Source organism: Pseudomonas sp. R37(2017) (assembly GCF_002113375.1).
Taxonomy (GTDB): Bacteria; Pseudomonadota; Gammaproteobacteria; order Pseudomonadales; family Pseudomonadaceae; genus Aquipseudomonas.
In genome coordinates this window covers 1-16,382 of record NZ_NEHO01000033.1, presented here as the reverse complement: position 1 = coordinate 16,382, position 16,382 = coordinate 1, and the positions used below count along the sequence as shown (strand labels likewise).

12 protein-coding genes and 1 pseudogene are annotated in these 16,382 nt (G+C 60.2%); 3 read left to right on the top strand and 10 right to left on the bottom strand.

Features of this window, described 5'->3' with window-relative positions; translation table 11 throughout:
* Window positions 1-347: 347 nt before the first annotated feature.
* A complete protein-coding gene (locus CAG47_RS27245) occupies window positions 348-1,646 on the top strand; it encodes an MFS transporter (RefSeq protein WP_085729385.1) in 1,299 nt (432 codons plus the stop codon).
* A gap of 176 nt (window positions 1,647-1,822) precedes the next feature.
* Window positions 1,823-2,452, top strand: coding sequence for a glutathione S-transferase (locus CAG47_RS27240; RefSeq protein WP_177409081.1), 630 nt, complete (start codon window positions 1,823-1,825; stop codon window positions 2,450-2,452).
* Between the two features lie 49 nt (window positions 2,453-2,501).
* On the opposite strand, the gene CAG47_RS27235 is transcribed toward CAG47_RS27240, so the two are convergent.
* Both CAG47_RS27235 and CAG47_RS27230 read right to left on the bottom strand, forming a co-directional pair.
* Window positions 2,502-5,126 carry an RHS repeat domain-containing protein gene (locus CAG47_RS27235; RefSeq protein WP_256577574.1) on the bottom strand — a complete coding sequence of 875 codons (2,625 nt, stop codon included), beginning with the start codon at window positions 5,124-5,126 and terminating at the stop codon, window positions 2,502-2,504.
* A gap of 408 nt (window positions 5,127-5,534) precedes the next feature.
* Window positions 5,535-6,041: an ATP-dependent zinc protease gene (locus CAG47_RS27230; protein WP_085729382.1), complete on the bottom strand. Its 507-nt coding sequence runs from the start codon at window positions 6,039-6,041 to the stop codon at window positions 5,535-5,537.
* A gap of 320 nt (window positions 6,042-6,361) precedes the next feature.
* Between CAG47_RS27230 and CAG47_RS27225 the strand changes: the two genes are divergently transcribed.
* Window positions 6,362-7,249, top strand: coding sequence for an acyltransferase (locus CAG47_RS27225; RefSeq protein WP_085729381.1), 888 nt, complete (start codon window positions 6,362-6,364; stop codon window positions 7,247-7,249).
* Window position 7,250: 1 nt separating this feature from the next.
* Here the strand turns inward: CAG47_RS27225 and CAG47_RS27220 are convergent, their stop codons facing one another.
* The 8 genes and pseudogenes from CAG47_RS27220 to glyA form a co-directional block, all read right to left on the bottom strand.
* On the bottom strand, window positions 7,251-7,805 hold the full coding sequence (locus CAG47_RS27220; protein ID WP_085729380.1) for a DUF2780 domain-containing protein: 555 nt from the start codon (window positions 7,803-7,805) through the stop codon (window positions 7,251-7,253).
* 196 nt (window positions 7,806-8,001) lie between these two features.
* Complete coding sequence (gene fdhA, locus CAG47_RS27215) at window positions 8,002-9,201, bottom strand: formaldehyde dehydrogenase, glutathione-independent (RefSeq protein WP_085729379.1); 1,200 nt, start codon at window positions 9,199-9,201, stop codon at window positions 8,002-8,004.
* Window positions 9,202-9,406: 205 nt separating this feature from the next.
* Window positions 9,407-10,264 carry a formyltetrahydrofolate deformylase gene (purU, locus tag CAG47_RS27210; RefSeq protein ID WP_085729378.1) on the bottom strand — a complete coding sequence of 286 codons (858 nt, stop codon included), beginning with the start codon at window positions 10,262-10,264 and terminating at the stop codon, window positions 9,407-9,409.
* 142 nt (window positions 10,265-10,406) lie between these two features.
* Complete coding sequence (locus tag CAG47_RS27205) at window positions 10,407-11,039, bottom strand: sarcosine oxidase subunit gamma (RefSeq protein WP_085729377.1); 633 nt, start codon at window positions 11,037-11,039, stop codon at window positions 10,407-10,409.
* Window positions 11,040-11,185: 146 nt separating this feature from the next.
* Window positions 11,186-14,203: a sarcosine oxidase subunit alpha gene (locus CAG47_RS27200; protein ID WP_085729376.1), complete on the bottom strand. Its 3,018-nt coding sequence runs from the start codon at window positions 14,201-14,203 to the stop codon at window positions 11,186-11,188.
* Window positions 14,200-14,529 (bottom strand): sarcosine oxidase subunit delta, encoded by a 330-nt coding sequence (locus tag CAG47_RS27195; protein ID WP_085729375.1) that lies wholly within the window; start codon window positions 14,527-14,529, stop codon window positions 14,200-14,202. Before CAG47_RS27195 ends, CAG47_RS27200 begins: the two co-directional genes overlap by 4 nt.
* Window positions 14,530-14,543: 14 nt before the next feature.
* A complete protein-coding gene (locus tag CAG47_RS27190) occupies window positions 14,544-15,794 on the bottom strand; it encodes a sarcosine oxidase subunit beta (RefSeq protein ID WP_085716465.1) in 1,251 nt (416 codons plus the stop codon).
* Window positions 15,795-15,817: 23 nt separating this feature from the next.
* Window positions 15,818-16,382 (bottom strand): annotated as a pseudogene (gene glyA / locus CAG47_RS27185) (serine hydroxymethyltransferase); the annotation flags it as partial.

The following is a 16,382-nucleotide window of genomic DNA, read 5'->3' as shown; positions in this document are numbered from 1 at the left end:
ACACCCCCACTCAGACGCCGGATAGATGAAAGCAAGCCAAACACAACATCAAAAACAGTATTGCAGAAAAGGGGGTAACCATAGATGTAGGAGCGAGCATGCTCGCGATGCACCCGAGAACGCCTCGGGGTGTCAGTCTTCCAACATCATCGTTGACGACCATCGCGAGCATGCTCGCTCCTACAGGTCATACGATGACACCCCCTCCCATCCGTCGCCTCCCCCTGCAAATCCTCTGACATATCTGTTGACAGTTTTACCCTTGCGCTCCTATAAAGGCGCATGTTGTACGACAACTTACAACAAATGCGGCACCAAAAATAAATCCAAAAAATTATGGTGAAGTGATGAAAGTCAAAGGCATCCGCTGGTGGATGGTCGGCCTGGTGACGGCCGGCCTGATGGTCAACTACCTGGCTCGCAATACCCTGTCAGTGGCCGCTCCGACCCTGATGAGCGAAATGAACATCTCCACCGAGCAGTACTCGCACATCGTGGTCGCGTGGCAGGTGTGCTATGCGCTGATGCAACCGGTGGCCGGCTACATCATCGATGCCATCGGCACCAAAATGGGCTTCGCCATTTTCGCCTTTGCCTGGTCGATTGCCTGCGCGCTGGCAGCCCTGGCGACCGGTTGGCAGGGCCTGGCCTTTGTCCGCGGCCTGCTTGGCCTGACCGAAGCGGCGGGGTTACCGGCGGCGGTCAAAACCTCGACTGAATGGTTCCCGGCCAAAGAGCGCTCGGTGGCCATCGGCTGGTTCAACATCGGTTCGTCGATTGGTGCCGTACTGGCGCCGCCACTGGTGGTCTGGGCGATTCTGCACAGCGGCTGGGAACTGGCGTTCCTGATCGTGGGCGGCCTGGGCGTGGCCTGGACTTTCCTGTGGATGGTCCTCTACAAGCACCCGCGGGACCAGAAGCGCCTGAGCGACGAAGAACGCGACTACATCCTCAGCGGTCAGGAAGCGCACTTCAAAGACCCGGCCACAAAAAAAGGCAGCTGGAAAAAGATCATCGGCAGTCGCAACTTCTACGCCATCGCCAGTGCGCGGATGCTCTCGGAACCGGCGTGGCAGACCTTCAACGCATGGATTCCGCTGTACCTGATGACCGAACGGCACATGAACATCAAGGAAATCGCAATGTTCGCCTGGCTGCCGTTCCTGGCCGCCGACCTCGGCTGCGTGCTCGGCGGTTACCTGAGCCCGTTCTTCCACAAGTACTGCAACGTATCGCTGTTCACCTCGCGCAAGATGGTCCTGCTGTTCGGCGCCTCGTGCATGATCGGCCCGGCCTGCATCGGCCTGGTCGCCAGCCCGTACACGGCCATCGCGCTGCTGTGCATCGGCGGCTTCGCACACCAGACGCTGTCCGGCGCGCTGTATGCGATCACCTCTGACTCGTTCGGCAAAAACGAAGTGGCCACCGCCACCGGCATGGGCGGCATGTTCGGTTACCTGGGCGCAGCCGCGTTCACCCTGTTGTTTGGCGTGATGGTGACCAGGATCGGCTACAGCCCGCTGTTCGTGATGCTGGCGATTTTCGACATCGTCGCTGCGTTCATCGTCTGGACCGTGGCTCGTGAGCTCAAGCCGCAGACTGTTTCGGGGCCTGCCGCTGAGCAAACGCTGCAACCCGCCAGCTGAAACACAAAAATCTGTAGGAGCGAGCATGCTCGCGATAACGGTTTGTCAGCCAACATTGATGTTGAATGGTAAGCCGCCATCGCGAGCATGCTCGCTCCTACAGGGGTGTTTTCCATCTTGAGCTCACACATCAACACGCTATGCTGCCCGACACTGCCACCGATCGAGACGCTGCCATGTCCGCCCCGAGCATGACCCTGTACCACAACCCGCTCTCTCCCTTCGTTCGCAAAGTCATGGTGCTGCTGCACGAAACCGGTCAACAGGACCGCGTGGCGTTGCAGACCAGCGTGCTCACCCCGGTCAACCCGGACCTCACGCTGATCGAAGACAATCCCCTGGGTAAGATCCCGGCGCTGCGCCTGGCCGATGGCAACATCATCCACGACAGCCGGGTGATCCTCGATTACCTCGACCAGCAGCACGTCGGCAACCCGCTGATCCCCCGCGAAGGCTCGGCCCGCTGGCGGCGCCTGACCCTGGCTTCGCTGGCCGACGGGATCATGGACGCGGCCGTGCTGGTGCGCTACGAAACCGCCCTGCGCGCCCCGGAAAAACACTGGGACGAATGGCTCGACGGCCAGCGCGACAAGATCCGTCGCACCCTGGCATTGCTGGAAAAGGACGCGATTGCCGAGCTGACCTGCCACTTCGACGTGGCCGCGATCAGCGTGGCCTGTGCGCTGGGTTACCTGGACCTGCGCCATCCGGATCTGGATTGGCGCACGGTGAATCCGCAACTCGCCGCATGGTATTTTGAGGTGAGCCAGCGGTCTTCGATGCTTGAGACCCGGCCGTCGGGTTGATTTCCAGTCAGTAGAAAACAGAATCCCAGACCCGAGCTGGCCACAAGGATCAATAATCCGGTTCAGGCTCGGGCATCGGGCTACTATTGCGTCTAAACAAATTCCTGAGCGCTCCCCCGCCAACAAGCATCGCTGTCATCGAAAAGGAATCCGCATTGTAGAACAGGGCTCTGGATCGGAACTGTGGATCCGTTTCAATACCACGGGTTAGTGCTGATAAATTTGCTGTGCCAAAAATGCCAATCAGCTCTCGATCACTAATCTTTTTATCCGTGACGAGCGCTGTCAGTTTTCTTACAATATCTGCTGGACTTCCTTCCAAACCTTTGCTGGCAACTTCGGCCTCGTACTTTAACCCATCCAACAAACTGTGATAATCCTCCTTTGACAATGCCGCCTCTGAGTAATAGTAAAAGTCATGTGTATTAAGCGCCAAATGTGAAACCTCATGAATAAGCGTCATAGCCAAACCAAGTGTCTTTTTTTCGTCTTGAACTGCCTTAGCCGTTAAAAAAACGCGCTTGTATTTATCTTGAGGAAACACAAAAGCTAGCGTTGAACTTTTATTCTGGGCAGAATTCAAAAACACAAATTGATCTCTATTACTCCCAGAAATGTATGACACAAACTCATTCTTGAGTTTCTTGTACCAATTAATCAATGCCGGCTTGAAGCCAACACCTATTCCTTTCCCGTATACGTCATCCAGCCTGGTATCCATCGCTGAGCCACTTTCTAACTCAACAATGGTTTGATTAAGTAAGCGCTGAGCTGCATCCAGCCCTCGATCAAGGAGTAGGTTTGTTGATGGTGCTTGCTGCGCGCGACCACGACCAAGAATCCTGTAGCCGAGAACTTGCTCTACGGCAATTTCATCTATATCACCAACACCACTATATAAGCCAAAGTCATCTCGAAGGACGATCGGGTTATTACGCACCATTTTGTAAAAATTCAACCCATCAACGCCCCACGCCGGATCAGGATTAATCCACCGCCCTAACCAAGGCGCATAATAGCGAAAACCATAATAATAAAGCCCAGTCGCATCCAACTCCTTACCCGAATAACGCACGAACTTATAGTTAACCTCTATCTGCGAGCGCCCCATCCACCAGGCAGTCCCTCCATAAGGGTAATACCCTTCATAGCTGATCAAGTCAGCCTCTTCATCCAGTTCCAACGCACTACTACCCAATAGATCATCGAGACTATAGCGAAGTTGATCTTTTGAGATTTCAGCGGGCCGGCCCTCTTTCCAATGCAATAGCCGAACAGAACTGCGTCCGGCCTGCGTCGTGATGACATGCAACACTTCATCATCGGTACCTGCCCCTTCGGTGCGAATTTCCAGACCGGGCAAATACCGTACCTGCACCTTTCGGGTCACATTTGCCGCGAGCAAAGTGCGCAGTTTGCGCACCCGCAAGCCCGCACCGTCATAGACATATCGTTCGCTGTCGCTCTCGGCACCTGGCCGATGAACCAGGATCACTTCCGCCAGTTGGTTGCGTGCCGTCCAGTTCATCCGTTGGCCTGGAACCAGTACCTTGAGATTTCCGTTGCTGTCGAAGCTCGCGCCAAAATCCGGTTCCTTGCCCTCGACTCGAGCCAGCCCACGATTGCTGTCAGGCGCAATGTCCATGAAATGGCTTGGTCTATCGCTATGACGTTGTTCGATCCTGTTGCCGCCTGCGTCATAGCTCCACGTTTGCTGGTAGTTCTGCAGTCGACTGGGATCCACGGGCGAAATCAATCCTGGCAACCCAGGACCATTGACCACGGATGCCACTTCTCGGCCGGTGGCGCTGATCAGTTGATAAAGGGAGTCGTAGCAGTAACGGTTGATCGGATCAACGCGCTGGTTGGCAAACCAGATGACGGGCTGGGACTGATCTTCCATGGCAATGACATTGCCCACCGGATCATAGTCGTACCGCAGGTCTTGCAGAATTCGTTCACCTTTGCGGGCCGACAATTGCCGCATACGGTCGTCAGCCGGATCATAGGTCCACCTGCTCATGACGCCGTTTCCTGCCTTCTCCTGCTCTATCTTGCCAGAGGCGTTGTACTTCTGATCGCTCACCAGCAGGCGTTCATCCTTGTCGGCTACCCCCAGCCAGGCAGCCTCCAACTGACCGGCCAAATCGTATCGATAACGCCGGGCGTGCCCGGCGGCGTCAATCTGCAGAAGAGACTCCCCCAGTACGCTGTACTGCCACCGAGTGGTGTAGATTTTATCGGCGTCCGCTTCAAGCAGGGCATCCTGCTCATCCTCGCTAGCGGGCCAGCCGGCGTGTTCGAATTCGGTTAGAAAGCGACGGGACTCTTCAAGCGGTGCTCCTTGCAGACCAAAGTGAGCCACGGCATGAACCCCCGCCGTATCCGCATGACGAATCAGTTGGCCGCAATGATTTCGCTGACTGAACTCAGGCTCGCACGATCCATAGTAAAAACGCTCAACGCACAGCGTCGGGCCGTGAGCAGTCGATTGTTCAATGCTCAAGGGCCGCCCCAGCCCGTCAAACTCAAAACAGGACGTACTCCCCATGCCATCCCACTGTTGGCGCGCTTGGCCCGTCTCGTCCTGCAAGGAAAGGCGCCAACCCGCATCAACACTGCAGGCCAACAACACTGCCCCGGACAAGCTGTTCACACGGGTGACCGCATCCACGCCAATGCCCCCTGTGCTCAGGCGCGGGTCCTGGTTCGCCACCAAGTGCCCGGACACGGAATAAATCTGCCGGGTAGTCCGCGGGGCGGGACGAGTCACGGAATCGGGGGTCTGGTGATAAACCACAGTAGCTACCGCGAGGCCACGAGGGTCGATCAGGGAAAGTTGGGGTGTATGTCGGTGTACGGCAGTGGCGGTTTCCATTCCTGGGCCCTCTACGCTGATCGACCAAGGCTAGATGAACGCTCCGCGGTGCCGCCTTGCCATTCATCAGGACTATTAGAATCGATAGTCCATGAACAGGCTCATGCATGGGCGAGCTTCTCGTCTTGCAGGGCAACAATCAGTGTGTCGGCAATGGCCGCTTCCTCTTTGGGCGAACGCGGCCCAAGCCTCAGCCCCCGTCAATCAGCAATCCGGCTTGTCGGCCGTAAACCGCCGAGCCGGGTTCACCGCCGCGCCAAACTCACGCAATGCCTTGGCGCCAATCAGCAACGGGTAGTTGAAGCTGCTGCGGTCGGTGAGGTTGACCTCGACCGTGCGCTTGACGTTGCCCAGGCACAGTTCCAGATCAACCACCGGGCGCTTGGTGGGCGCGGCGACTTCGTTGTCATCTTCGTCCTCTTCGGAACGGGTCTTGATCTTGCTGATGCGCGCGATCTTGTGTTCGTAGACCTGGTTGCTCGCATCCTTGGTGCCGAGGCGGAAGCGCACCCAGTCTTCACCGTCGCGCTTGAAGGTTTCGATGTCCCTGGCCGACAGCGATGCGGTCAGGGCACCGGTGTCCATCTTGGCCTTGAGGACTTGCCCGCCGATTTCCGGCAGCGCGATGTATTCGTAACGCCCGTACAGGGTCGGCTCGGCGGCCATGACCGGCAAAGCGATGAGGGAGAGCACTGCAAGGAGGGATTTCACGTGATGGGCTTCCTTGGAAATTTTGGCGTCGATCGCGGGGTTTTAGACAGCCCGTAAATGATTCGTTCGCTCTTCAGATCGCTTCGCGGGCAAGCCCGCCCCCACAGTGGACTCAGGCGTGCTTCAGTTTTATGAACGACTCAAAACCCTGTGGGAGCGGGCTCGCCCGCGAAGACGCCAGATCAGACACCGCAACACTATGGCCGGTCCGATTTCGTCTGAGCATAGCGCCCCGAAGGTGAAACATTCGTCACCAGCGATTTGGCCTGCCGCCCGAAGCTGCTTATCATGGCGCGCTCAACCGCTTCCACGAGTGACTTATGTGCCGCCTGCTCACCGGCTGTTTCGTGACCCTGCTGCTTTTGCTCAACACTCTGGTCCTGATCGGGCCGTTGATGGTGTTTGCCCTGCTCAAACTGGTCCTGCCCGGCCGCTTTCGCGATTACGCCTCATGGGCGGTGATGTGGATCGCCGAGACCTGGTCGGAATTCGACAAGCTGATTTTCCGCCTGTGCATTCCCACCCGATGGGACATCCGTGGCGGTGACGATCTGCGCCGCGATACCTCGTACCTGGTGATCAGCAACCATCAATCCTGGGTCGACATCCCGGCGCTGATCCAGACGCTGAACCGGCGTACGCCGTTCTTCAAGTTTTTCCTCAAGAAAGAGCTGATCTGGGTGCCTTTCCTCGGCCTGGCGTGGTGGGCGCTGGATTACCCGTTCATGAAGCGCTACAGCAAGGCGTTCCTGGCCAGGCACCCGGAACTGGCGGGCAAGGATCTGGAGATCACCAGACAAGCCTGCGAGCTGTTCAAGCGCCAGCCGGTGACGGTGGTCAACTATCTGGAAGGTACGCGTTTCACCGCAGCGAAAAGCGCCCAACAACAGTCGCCCTTCACTCACCTGCTCAAGCCCAAGGCCGGCGGAGTGGCCTTTGTGCTGTCAGCGATGGGCGAACAGCTGGATGCCATTCTCGATGTGACAGTGGTTTACCCGCAGCAGAAGATTCCGGGGTTCTGGGACTTGATCAGCGGCAATGTGCCAAGGGTCATCGTTGACATAAAGACCCGCGAACTCGACCCGGCGCTGTGGCAGGGCGATTACGAAAACGATCCGCTGTTTCGCGAAAAAATCCAGAACTGGGTCAACCAGCTCTGGATCGAAAAGGATCGGCGCATCGACGCCTTGCGCGCCGAGTCTCGCTGAATCAGCTACCGGCGCCAGCGCCCCAGATACTACCCAGGCTGCTCAGCAGCGGACTGCCGACGCCCTGTTGACCGAGGTATTGCAGGAGCACCGGGGTAAACAGGCCGATCATGCCGCTGTCCATGCCCAGGGCGCTGAAGGCGTTGTTCAGGTCATTGGTGTTCTTGACGTTGCCAAGTGCGTTATCCAGCCCTGCCGCTGTGCCGCTGGAACCGAGCAGGCCGGCCAGCGCGCCCAACTCGCCGCCGCCCGACAGCATTTCGATGCCTGGCACGCTTTTGGCCAGTTCCGAGTAATCGGTCGAGCTCAACTGGTTCTTCGCCAGACCCAGCATCGCCCCGGCACCGCCGATGGCTTGCTGTGGGGTGATGTTCAATTGGCTCAGCGTGCTCAGCAGGTCGGCTGCCTGCGGCGCTGGTGCGGCAGTCCCGGCCGCGTCACCGCCCTGCATGCCTGCAATCGCATTGGCCGCATCGCTCAGGTTGAACTGTGCAAAGGCCGGGCTGACCGCCAGGGTCAAGAGCGATGCCAGGGCAAAACCGCGTGAAACTTTCATTCAGACATCCTCGAAAAAACTGTGCGTTGGACTTACACCCCCGAGGCTTTGTTCCCGGCCGGCAGCCCCCCTTCCGACAGTCCGTCGAAAAAGTGTGCCCCCTTTGTAGTATCAAGGGTCGTTGGCGGCCCGTTGAGAAAAGCGACATCAAACAAAACGGCGACCCGAAGGTCGCCGTTTTGTTTGGGCTGAAGACTTACGCCGCGCTGAACATCTTGTGCGGATCGATCACAAACTTCTTCGGCACGCCGGCATCGAACTCGCCATAACCCTGCGGCGCCTGGTCCAGGCTGATCACCTGCACGCCCACCACTTCGGCGATGTTGATGCGGTCCCACATGATCGCTTGCATGAGCGCGCGGTTGTACTTCATGACCGGGGTCTGACCGGTGTGGAAGCTGTGGGACTTGGCCCAGCCCAGACCGAAGCGGATGCTCAGGCTGCCCAATTTCGCGGCGGCGTCCACAGCACCCGGGTCCTCGGTCACGTAGAGGCCGGGAATGCCGATCTTGCCTGCCACGCGCACCACGCCCATCAGCGAGTTGAGCACGGTGGCCGGGGCTTCGTGTTTTACGCCGTCATGGCCATGGCCACGGGCTTCGAAGCCGACGCAGTCGATGGCGCAATCGACTTCAGGCTCACCGAGCAGTGCTGCGATCTGTTCGTGCAGTGGCGCGTCTTTCGACAGGTCGACGATTTCAAAACCCTGGGCCTTGGCGTGTGCCAGGCGGATGGTGTTGACATCACCGACGATGACCACGGCCGCACCCAACAGGCGCGCCGACGCGGCGGCAGCCAGGCCGACCGGGCCGGCACCGGCGATGTACACGGTGCTGCCTGGGCCAACGCCGGCCGTCACGGCACCGTGGTAACCGGTTGGCAGGATGTCGGAGAGGCAGGTCAGGTCACGGATTTTCTCCATGGCCTTGTCGCGGTCCGGCAGTTTCAGCAGGTTGAAGTCGGCGTACGGCACCAGCACGTACTCGGCCTGGCCACCGGTCCAGTCGCCCATGTCGACGTAACCGTAAGCGCCGCCGGCACGGGCCGGGTTGACGGTCAGGCACACGCCGGTGTGTTGCTCCTTGCAGGAGCGGCAGCGCCCGCAAGCCACGTTGAACGGTACGGACACCAGGTCGCCGATTTTCAGGTTTTCGACATCGCTGCCCTTCTCGATCACTTCACCGGTGATCTCGTGACCCAGAACCAGGCCGACCTGGGCAGTGGTACGACCGCGCACCATGTGCTGGTCGGAACCACAGATATTGGTGGATACCACACGCAGGATGACACCGTGCTCGATCTTCCTGCCGCGCGGGTCCTGCATTTTCGGATAGTCAATCTTCTGCACTTCGACCTTGCCAGAGCCGAGATACACCACTCCACGATTGCCAGACATGCTTTCACCTCGCTGTTGTTTTTATGGAACCGCGTTGCCCAGGCAGGCAGCGCGTTAAATGCTCGGGTTATTGCCTGTGTCTCTTGTGTTGCTTGTCAGGGCCGCTTCGCGAGCAGGCTCGCTCCCACAGTGGATCTTTGGTGTGAACAAGATTTGTGTGCTGACACAAATCCCTCGTGGGAGCGAGCCTGCTCGCGAAAGCGATCTAGAGAACAACTGTTCTGTTCGCGTTCAAAAACACTCGGCGTTCGATGTGATACCCCACCGCCCGCGCCAGGGTCAGCCCTTCGATATCCCGCCCCTTGGCGATCAAGTCCTCGGGATAGTGACTGTGGTCCACAGCCTCGACACCCTGGGCAATGATCGGGCCTTCGTCGAGATCGTTATTGATGTAATGCGCCGTGGCGCCGACCAGTTTCACGCCCTTGTTGTAGGCCTGGTGATAAGGCTTGGCGCCCTTGAAACCGGGCAGCAGGGAGTGATGGATATTGATCGCCCTGCCATCGAGCTTGCGGCACAGCTCCGGCGACAGCACTTGCATGTAGCGCGCAAGGATCACCAGTTCGGCACCGGACTCCTCGATGACCTGCCACACCTGACGCTCTTGCGACGGTTTGTCGTTCGGGTCCAGCGGGAAGTGGTAGTACGGAATCTGGTGCCAGTCGGCCAGCGGCTTGAGGTCCGGGTGGTTGGAGACCACGGCGGCCACGTCCATCGACAACTGGCCGATGCGCTGGCGGTAGAGCAAGTCGTTGAGGCAGTGATCGGCCTTGGACACCATGATCACCACTTTCGGCCGATAGTTCGGGGCGGTCAGTTCGAAGATCATGCCAAACGCTTCGCCACGTTCGACCAGGCCCGCGCGGAACGACTGTTCGTCGAAGCCATCGGGCTGGCGGAATTCCACGCGAATGAAGAAACGGCCCGAGAGCCGGTCATCGAAGGAGTGGTGCTCGGTGACGTAGCAGCCCTGCTCGAACAGAAAGCGGGTCACCGCGTCCACGGTGCCGAGCAGGCTTGGGCAGTCGGCGGTCAGAATCCATGTGTCTGGGGCTCGGCTCATGGCGGGGAACTCCGAAGGTGTAAGTAACCTGTAGGAGCGAGCAAGCTCGCGATGATCGTCAACGATAACGCTGGCAGTCTGAATGCCCGCGTTGTTTGGGCCACCATCGCGAGCGTGCTCGCTCCTACAGAGTGAGGGGCGATCAGGCCTGCACGGCCAGGCCGTACTCGGCCGACGCATCCTGCAACCACAGCCACCAGTAATCCGAGAAGCTGCGACGAATCAGCAGTTCCCAGGTGTCTTCGGCGGTGTGACGGATCATCAGTTGCGACTTGGCGAACACCGTGCCGACGGCCTTGCCCACCGGGAAATTGTTCGGGTGCACGTCGTAGCTGGTGGATTTCATCAGTACCTGGCGCACCTTCGGGCCGCTCAGTTCGAGCAGTTGCTGGCCACCGCTGACGTTGACGATTGCAATGTGCAGATCGCCCAGCGCTTTGCGCAGTTTTTGCTCGGCGGCCAGTTCTTCACCGCTCGGCACGATCAGCAGCCATTCATCCGGCCCCATCCATTGCAGGCTGGTTTCGCCTTTGACGATGACGCTCAGCGCACCCGGCAACTCGATACCCAGGGCCTTGTGCACGCCAGCGGCGAACGCGGCGTCGTGGCCATCGCCACGGATGGTCAGGTGGCCGAGGAGTTTTTTCTCACGCACGGTCACGCCGGCGTTCTTGCGACCCTTGCCCACCAGGCTGGCGAGGTCGGCGTGATGCAGCGACGACTCGGCCTTGGCCCCGGAGGTTGGGCGTTGTTGGTAAACATTGGCTGCGGTCATAAAGCACCTTTCCTGAATTCTGTTAGCCCTGTGGAGACTGTTCTGCCGCTTTCGCGAGCAGGCTCGCTCCCACAAGGAGTACGCGATCTCCTGTGGGAGCGAGCCTGCTCGCGAAGGCGGCAGCCGCACCCCACAGGACCCGAGCCTTAAACGTTCTGGCGCTCACCCTTCGGATCGAAGAACACCGAAGAAACGATTTCCGCCTCGATCACGCTGCCGTCGGCCAGTGGCGCAAACACACGCTCACCCATGCGGTTCAGGCCGCCCTTGACCACGCCCATGGCAAACGAATAGCCGAGGGAGTTGTGCAAGTAACTGGAAGTCACGTGACCCACCATGGTCATCGGGATGGCTTGCTTGGTGTTGAACACCAGTTGCGCACCTTCCGGCAGCCATTTGGTCGGATCGATCGGCTTCAGGCCAACCAGCTGCTTGCGCTGGTCACGCACACAGTCTTCACGGTTCATGCCACGCCAGCCGATCCACGAGAACGGTTTGGTGCGACCGACACACCAGCCCATGTTCAGGTCGTCCGGGGTCATCGAGCTGTCAGTGTCCTGACCGACGATGATGAAGCCCTTCTCGGCCCGCAGCACGTGCATGGTTTCGGTGCCGTACGGGGTCAGGTTGTACTTCTTGCCCGCGTCGACGATTTTCTCGAGCACGCCCATGGCGTAGTCGGCTTGCACGTTGACTTCGTACGACAGCTCACCGGTAAACGAAATCCGGAACACCCGCGCCGGCACGCCACCGACCAGACCTTCTTTCCAGGTCATGAACGGGAAGGCTTCGCTGGTCAGGTCGATGTCGGTGACTTCGCTGAGCAGCTTGCGGCTGTTCGGCCCGGACAGGGTCATGGTTGCCCAGTGGTCGGTGACAGAGGTGAAGTACACCTTCATGTCCGGCCATTCGGTCTGGTGGTACAGCTCCAGCCACTGCAGCACACGAGCCGCGCCGCCGGTGGTGGTGGTCATGACGAAATGGTTGTCGGCCAGGCAAGCCGTCACGCCGTCGTCGAACACCATGCCGTCTTCTTTGCACATCAGGCCGTAACGGGCCTTGCCCACATCGAGCTTGGTCCAGGCGTTGGTGTAGACGCGGTTGAGGAACTCGCGCGCATCCGGGCCCTGGATGTCGATCTTGCCCAGGGTCGAAGCGTCCAGCAGGCCGACGCTGTCGCGCACGGCTTTGCATTCGCGCTTGACTGCGGCATGCATGTCTTCACCGGATTTCGGGAAGTACCACGGACGCTTCCATTGGCCAACGTCTTCGAACTCGGCGCCGCTTTTCAGGTGCCATTGATGCAGTGCGGTATAGCGCACCGGCTCGAAAATGTGCCCACAGTGACGGCCGGCCACGGCGCCGAAAGTCACCGGCGTGTAGTTCGGACGGAACATGGTGGTGCCCATCTGCGGGATGGTCACGTTCAGCGAGCGGGCTGCGATGGCCAGGCCGTTGACGTTGCCGAGCTTGCCCTGATCGGTGCCGAAGCCCAGCGCGGTGTAGCGCTTGACGTGCTCGACCGACTCGAAGCCTTCGCGGGTCGCCAGTTCGATGGCGGCGGCGGTGACGTCGTTCTGCAGGTCGACGAATTGCTTCGGCGCACGTGCGGTGTTCTTTTCATGGGGCACCTGGAACACTGCCAGGGTCGGCTCTTCCAGACGTGCCAGGGCTTTTGGCAACTTGGCTTCGACCGCTCCGAAACCGGCTTCGCTGGCAGCGCGCACGCCACCCTCAAACCCATCGGCCAGGGAATCGCCAAGGCCGTAGACGCCGTTGATGCCACCGACGCACACGCGTTTCTGCGGTGCTTCGCCCGGCACGAAACCGAGGATGTCTTCACGCCAGATCGGCTTGCCGCCCAGGTGCGAAGCCAGGTGAACCACCGGGCTGTAGCCGCCGGAGCTGGCCACCACGTCGCATTCGAGCCATTCGCCAGGGCTGGTCACGGTGTGCGCCTTGACATCGATGGCGGCCACACGGGCAGCCGTCACGCGCTTGCTGCCACGAGCCTCGATCACGGCACTGCCGGTGAGGATGCGGATACCTTTGGCGCGCGCTTCTTCCACCAGCGCCCCGCGAGGGTTGCTGCGGGCGTCGGCGATGGCCACCACTTGCAGGCTGGCATCGAGCCAATCCAGGGCAACGCGGTAGGCGTGGTCGTTGTTGGTCGACAGCACCAGCTTCTTGCCCGGTGCCACACCGTAACGGCGCACGTAGGTCGAAACGGCGCCGGCGAGCATGTTGCCCGGCACGTCGTTGTTGCCGTAGACCAGTGGACGCTCGTGAGCACCGGTCGCCAGCACCACGCGCTTGGCACGAACCCGGTGAATGCGCTGACGCACCTGGCCAATCGGCGCGCGGTCGCCGAGGTGATCGGTCAGGCGCTCGTGGATGGTCAGGAAGTTATGGTCGTGGTAGCCATTGACGGTGGCACGGGACAACAGCAGCACGTCCGGGGTGTTCTTCAGTTCGTCGATGACGCTGGCCACCCACTCCATCGCCGGCTTGCCGTCGAGGCTCTCGCGGGAATCGAGCAGGCTGCCGCCGAACTCTTCCTGTTCATCGGCGAGGATCACCCGGGCACCGCTGCGCGCAGCCGCCAGGGCAGCCGCCAGACCGGCAGGGCCGGCACCGACGATCAATACGTCGCAGTGCTGGTTCATGTAGTCGTAGGTGTCCGGATCGTTCTCGGTCGGCGAGCGACCAAGGCCGGCAGCCTTGCGGATGTACTTCTCGTAAGTCATCCAGAACGATTGCGGGTACATGAAGGTTTTGTAGTAGAAGCCCGGCGGCATCAGCTTGCCGCCGACCTTGCCGAGAATCCCCATCATGTCGTTGTTCACGTTCGGCCAGCCGTTGGTGCTGGTGGCGACCAGGCCCTGGTACAGCGCCTGTTGCGTGGCGCGCACGTTCGGGATCTGCGTGGCTTCGGTGGCGCCGATCTGCAGCACCGCGTTCGGCTCTTCGGCACCGGCGGCGAAGATGCCGCGCGGACGGGAATACTTGAAGCTGCGACCGATGATGTCGACACCGTTGGCCAGCAGTGCAGCGGCCAGGGAGTCGCCTTCGAAGCCTTTGTAGATCTGGCCGTTGAAGGTGAAGCTCAAGACTTTGTTGCGGTCGATCCGTCCGCCGTTGGACAGGCGATTGATCTGGCTCATACCTTCTCTCCCAGAGCCGTGCTGGCCGCTTTCGGGCTATCGGTCTTGTCGGTGAATTGTGGCTTGCTGCCGATCTTGTAGGTTTCGAGAATCTCGTAGGTCACGGTGTCTCGGGTGACGTTGAAGTACTGACGGCAACCGGCGACGTGATCCCACAGCTCGTGGTGCAGGCCGCGCGGGTTATCGCGGAAGAACATGTAGTCGCCCCACTCCTCGTCGGTGCAGCTGTTCGGATCCAGTGGACGCGGGATGTGCGCCTGGCCGGATGCATGGAATTCCTCTTCGGAGCGCAGTTCGCCGCAGTGAGGACAGAAGATATGCAACATGGGGATTTCTCCTGTTAGTGGGCGACTGCTGCAGCGCCGTGTTCATCGATCAACGCACCGCTGTGGAAGCGGTCGATGGAGAAAGGTGCGGCCAGCGGGTGCATTTCACCCTTGGCCAGGCTCGCGGCAAACACGTTGCCCGAACCAGGTGTGGCCTTGAAGCCGCCGGTGCCCCAACCGCAGTTGAAGAACATGTTCGGTACCGGGGTTTTCGAGATGATCGGGCACGCATCCGGGGTGGTGTCGACGATGCCGCCCCACTGACGGTTCATGCGTACGCGCGACAGGATCGGGAACATTTCGACGATGGCCTGGATGGTGTGCTCGATCACCGGGTACGAACCACGCTGGCCGTAGCCGTTGTAGCCGTCGATACCGGCGCCGATCACCAGGTCGCCCTTGTCGGACTGGCTGATGTAGCCGTGTACGGCGTTGGACATGATCACGCTGTCGATGATCGGTTTGATCGGCTCGGACACCAGCGCTTGCAGCGGATGGGATTCGATCGGCAGACGGAAACCGGCGAGCTTGGCCATGTGCCCGGAGTTACCGGCGGTCACTACACCGACGCGCTTGGCGCCGATGAAGCCCTTGTTGGTTTCAACGCCGATGCACACGCCGTTTTCCTTGCGGAAACCGATCACTTCGGTCTGCTGGATCAAATCCACGCCCAATGCGTCGGCGGCACGGGCGAAGCCCCAGGCCACGGCATCGTGACGAGCCACGCCGCCACGACGCTGGACGGTCGCGCCCATCACCGGGTAGCGAGTGTTCTTCGAGCAGTCGAGGTACGGAATCTCGTCGGCAACCTGTTTGGCATCGAGCAGTTCACCGTCCACGCCGTTGAGGCGGTTGGCGCTGACCCGACGCTCGGAATCACGGATGTCCTGCAGGGTGTGGCACAGGTTGTAGACGCCGCGCTGGGAGAACATCACGTTGTAGTTCAGGTCCTGGGACAGGCCTTCCCACAGCTTCATCGCATGTTCGTACAGGTGCGCCGACTCGTCCCACAGGTAGTTGGAGCGAACGATGGTGGTGTTGCGCGCGGTGTTACCGCCGCCCAGCCAGCCTTTCTCGACCACGGCCACGTTGGTGATGCCGTGTTCCTTGGCCAGGTAGTAGGCGGTCGCCAGACCATGCCCGCCACCGCCGACGATGACCACGTCGTAAACCTTTTTCGGCGTTGGTGTGCGCCACATCCGCTGCCAGTTTTCATGGTGGCTGAGGGAGTGTTTGAAGAGGCCGAAGCCCGAGTAGCGTTGCATAGTCATTTACTCCAAAACCGCACTCAGCGATAAACCGGGAAGTCAGCGCACAGGGCCGATACCTGGCGAGCGACATTGGCCTCGACATCGGCATCGCCGAGGTGGTCGAGGATGTCGCAGATCCAGCCGGCCAGTTCCACGCACTGGGTGACCTTGAAGCCGCGGGTGGTGACCGCCGGGGTGCCGATACGCAGGCCGGAGGTGACGAACGGCGACTGCGGGTCGTTCGGGACAGCGTTCTTGTTCACTGTGATGTGGGCGCGACCGAGGGCGGCATCCGCGTCCTTGCCGGTCAGGCCCTGACGGATCAGGCTGACCAGGAACAGGTGGTTATCGGTACCGCCGGACACTACATCGTAGCCGCGTTTGACGAACACGCCGGCCATGGCCTGGGCGTTGTCGATCACTTGTTGCTGGTAAGCCTTGAAGCCAGGCTCCAGCGCTTCCTTGAAGCACACGGCCTTGGCGGCGATCACGTGCATCAGCGGGCCGCCCTGGGCACCGGGGAATACCGCGGCGTTGAGCTTCTTCTCGATTTCTTCGTTGGCCTTGGCCAGGATCAGGCCACCACGGGGACCGCGCAGGGTC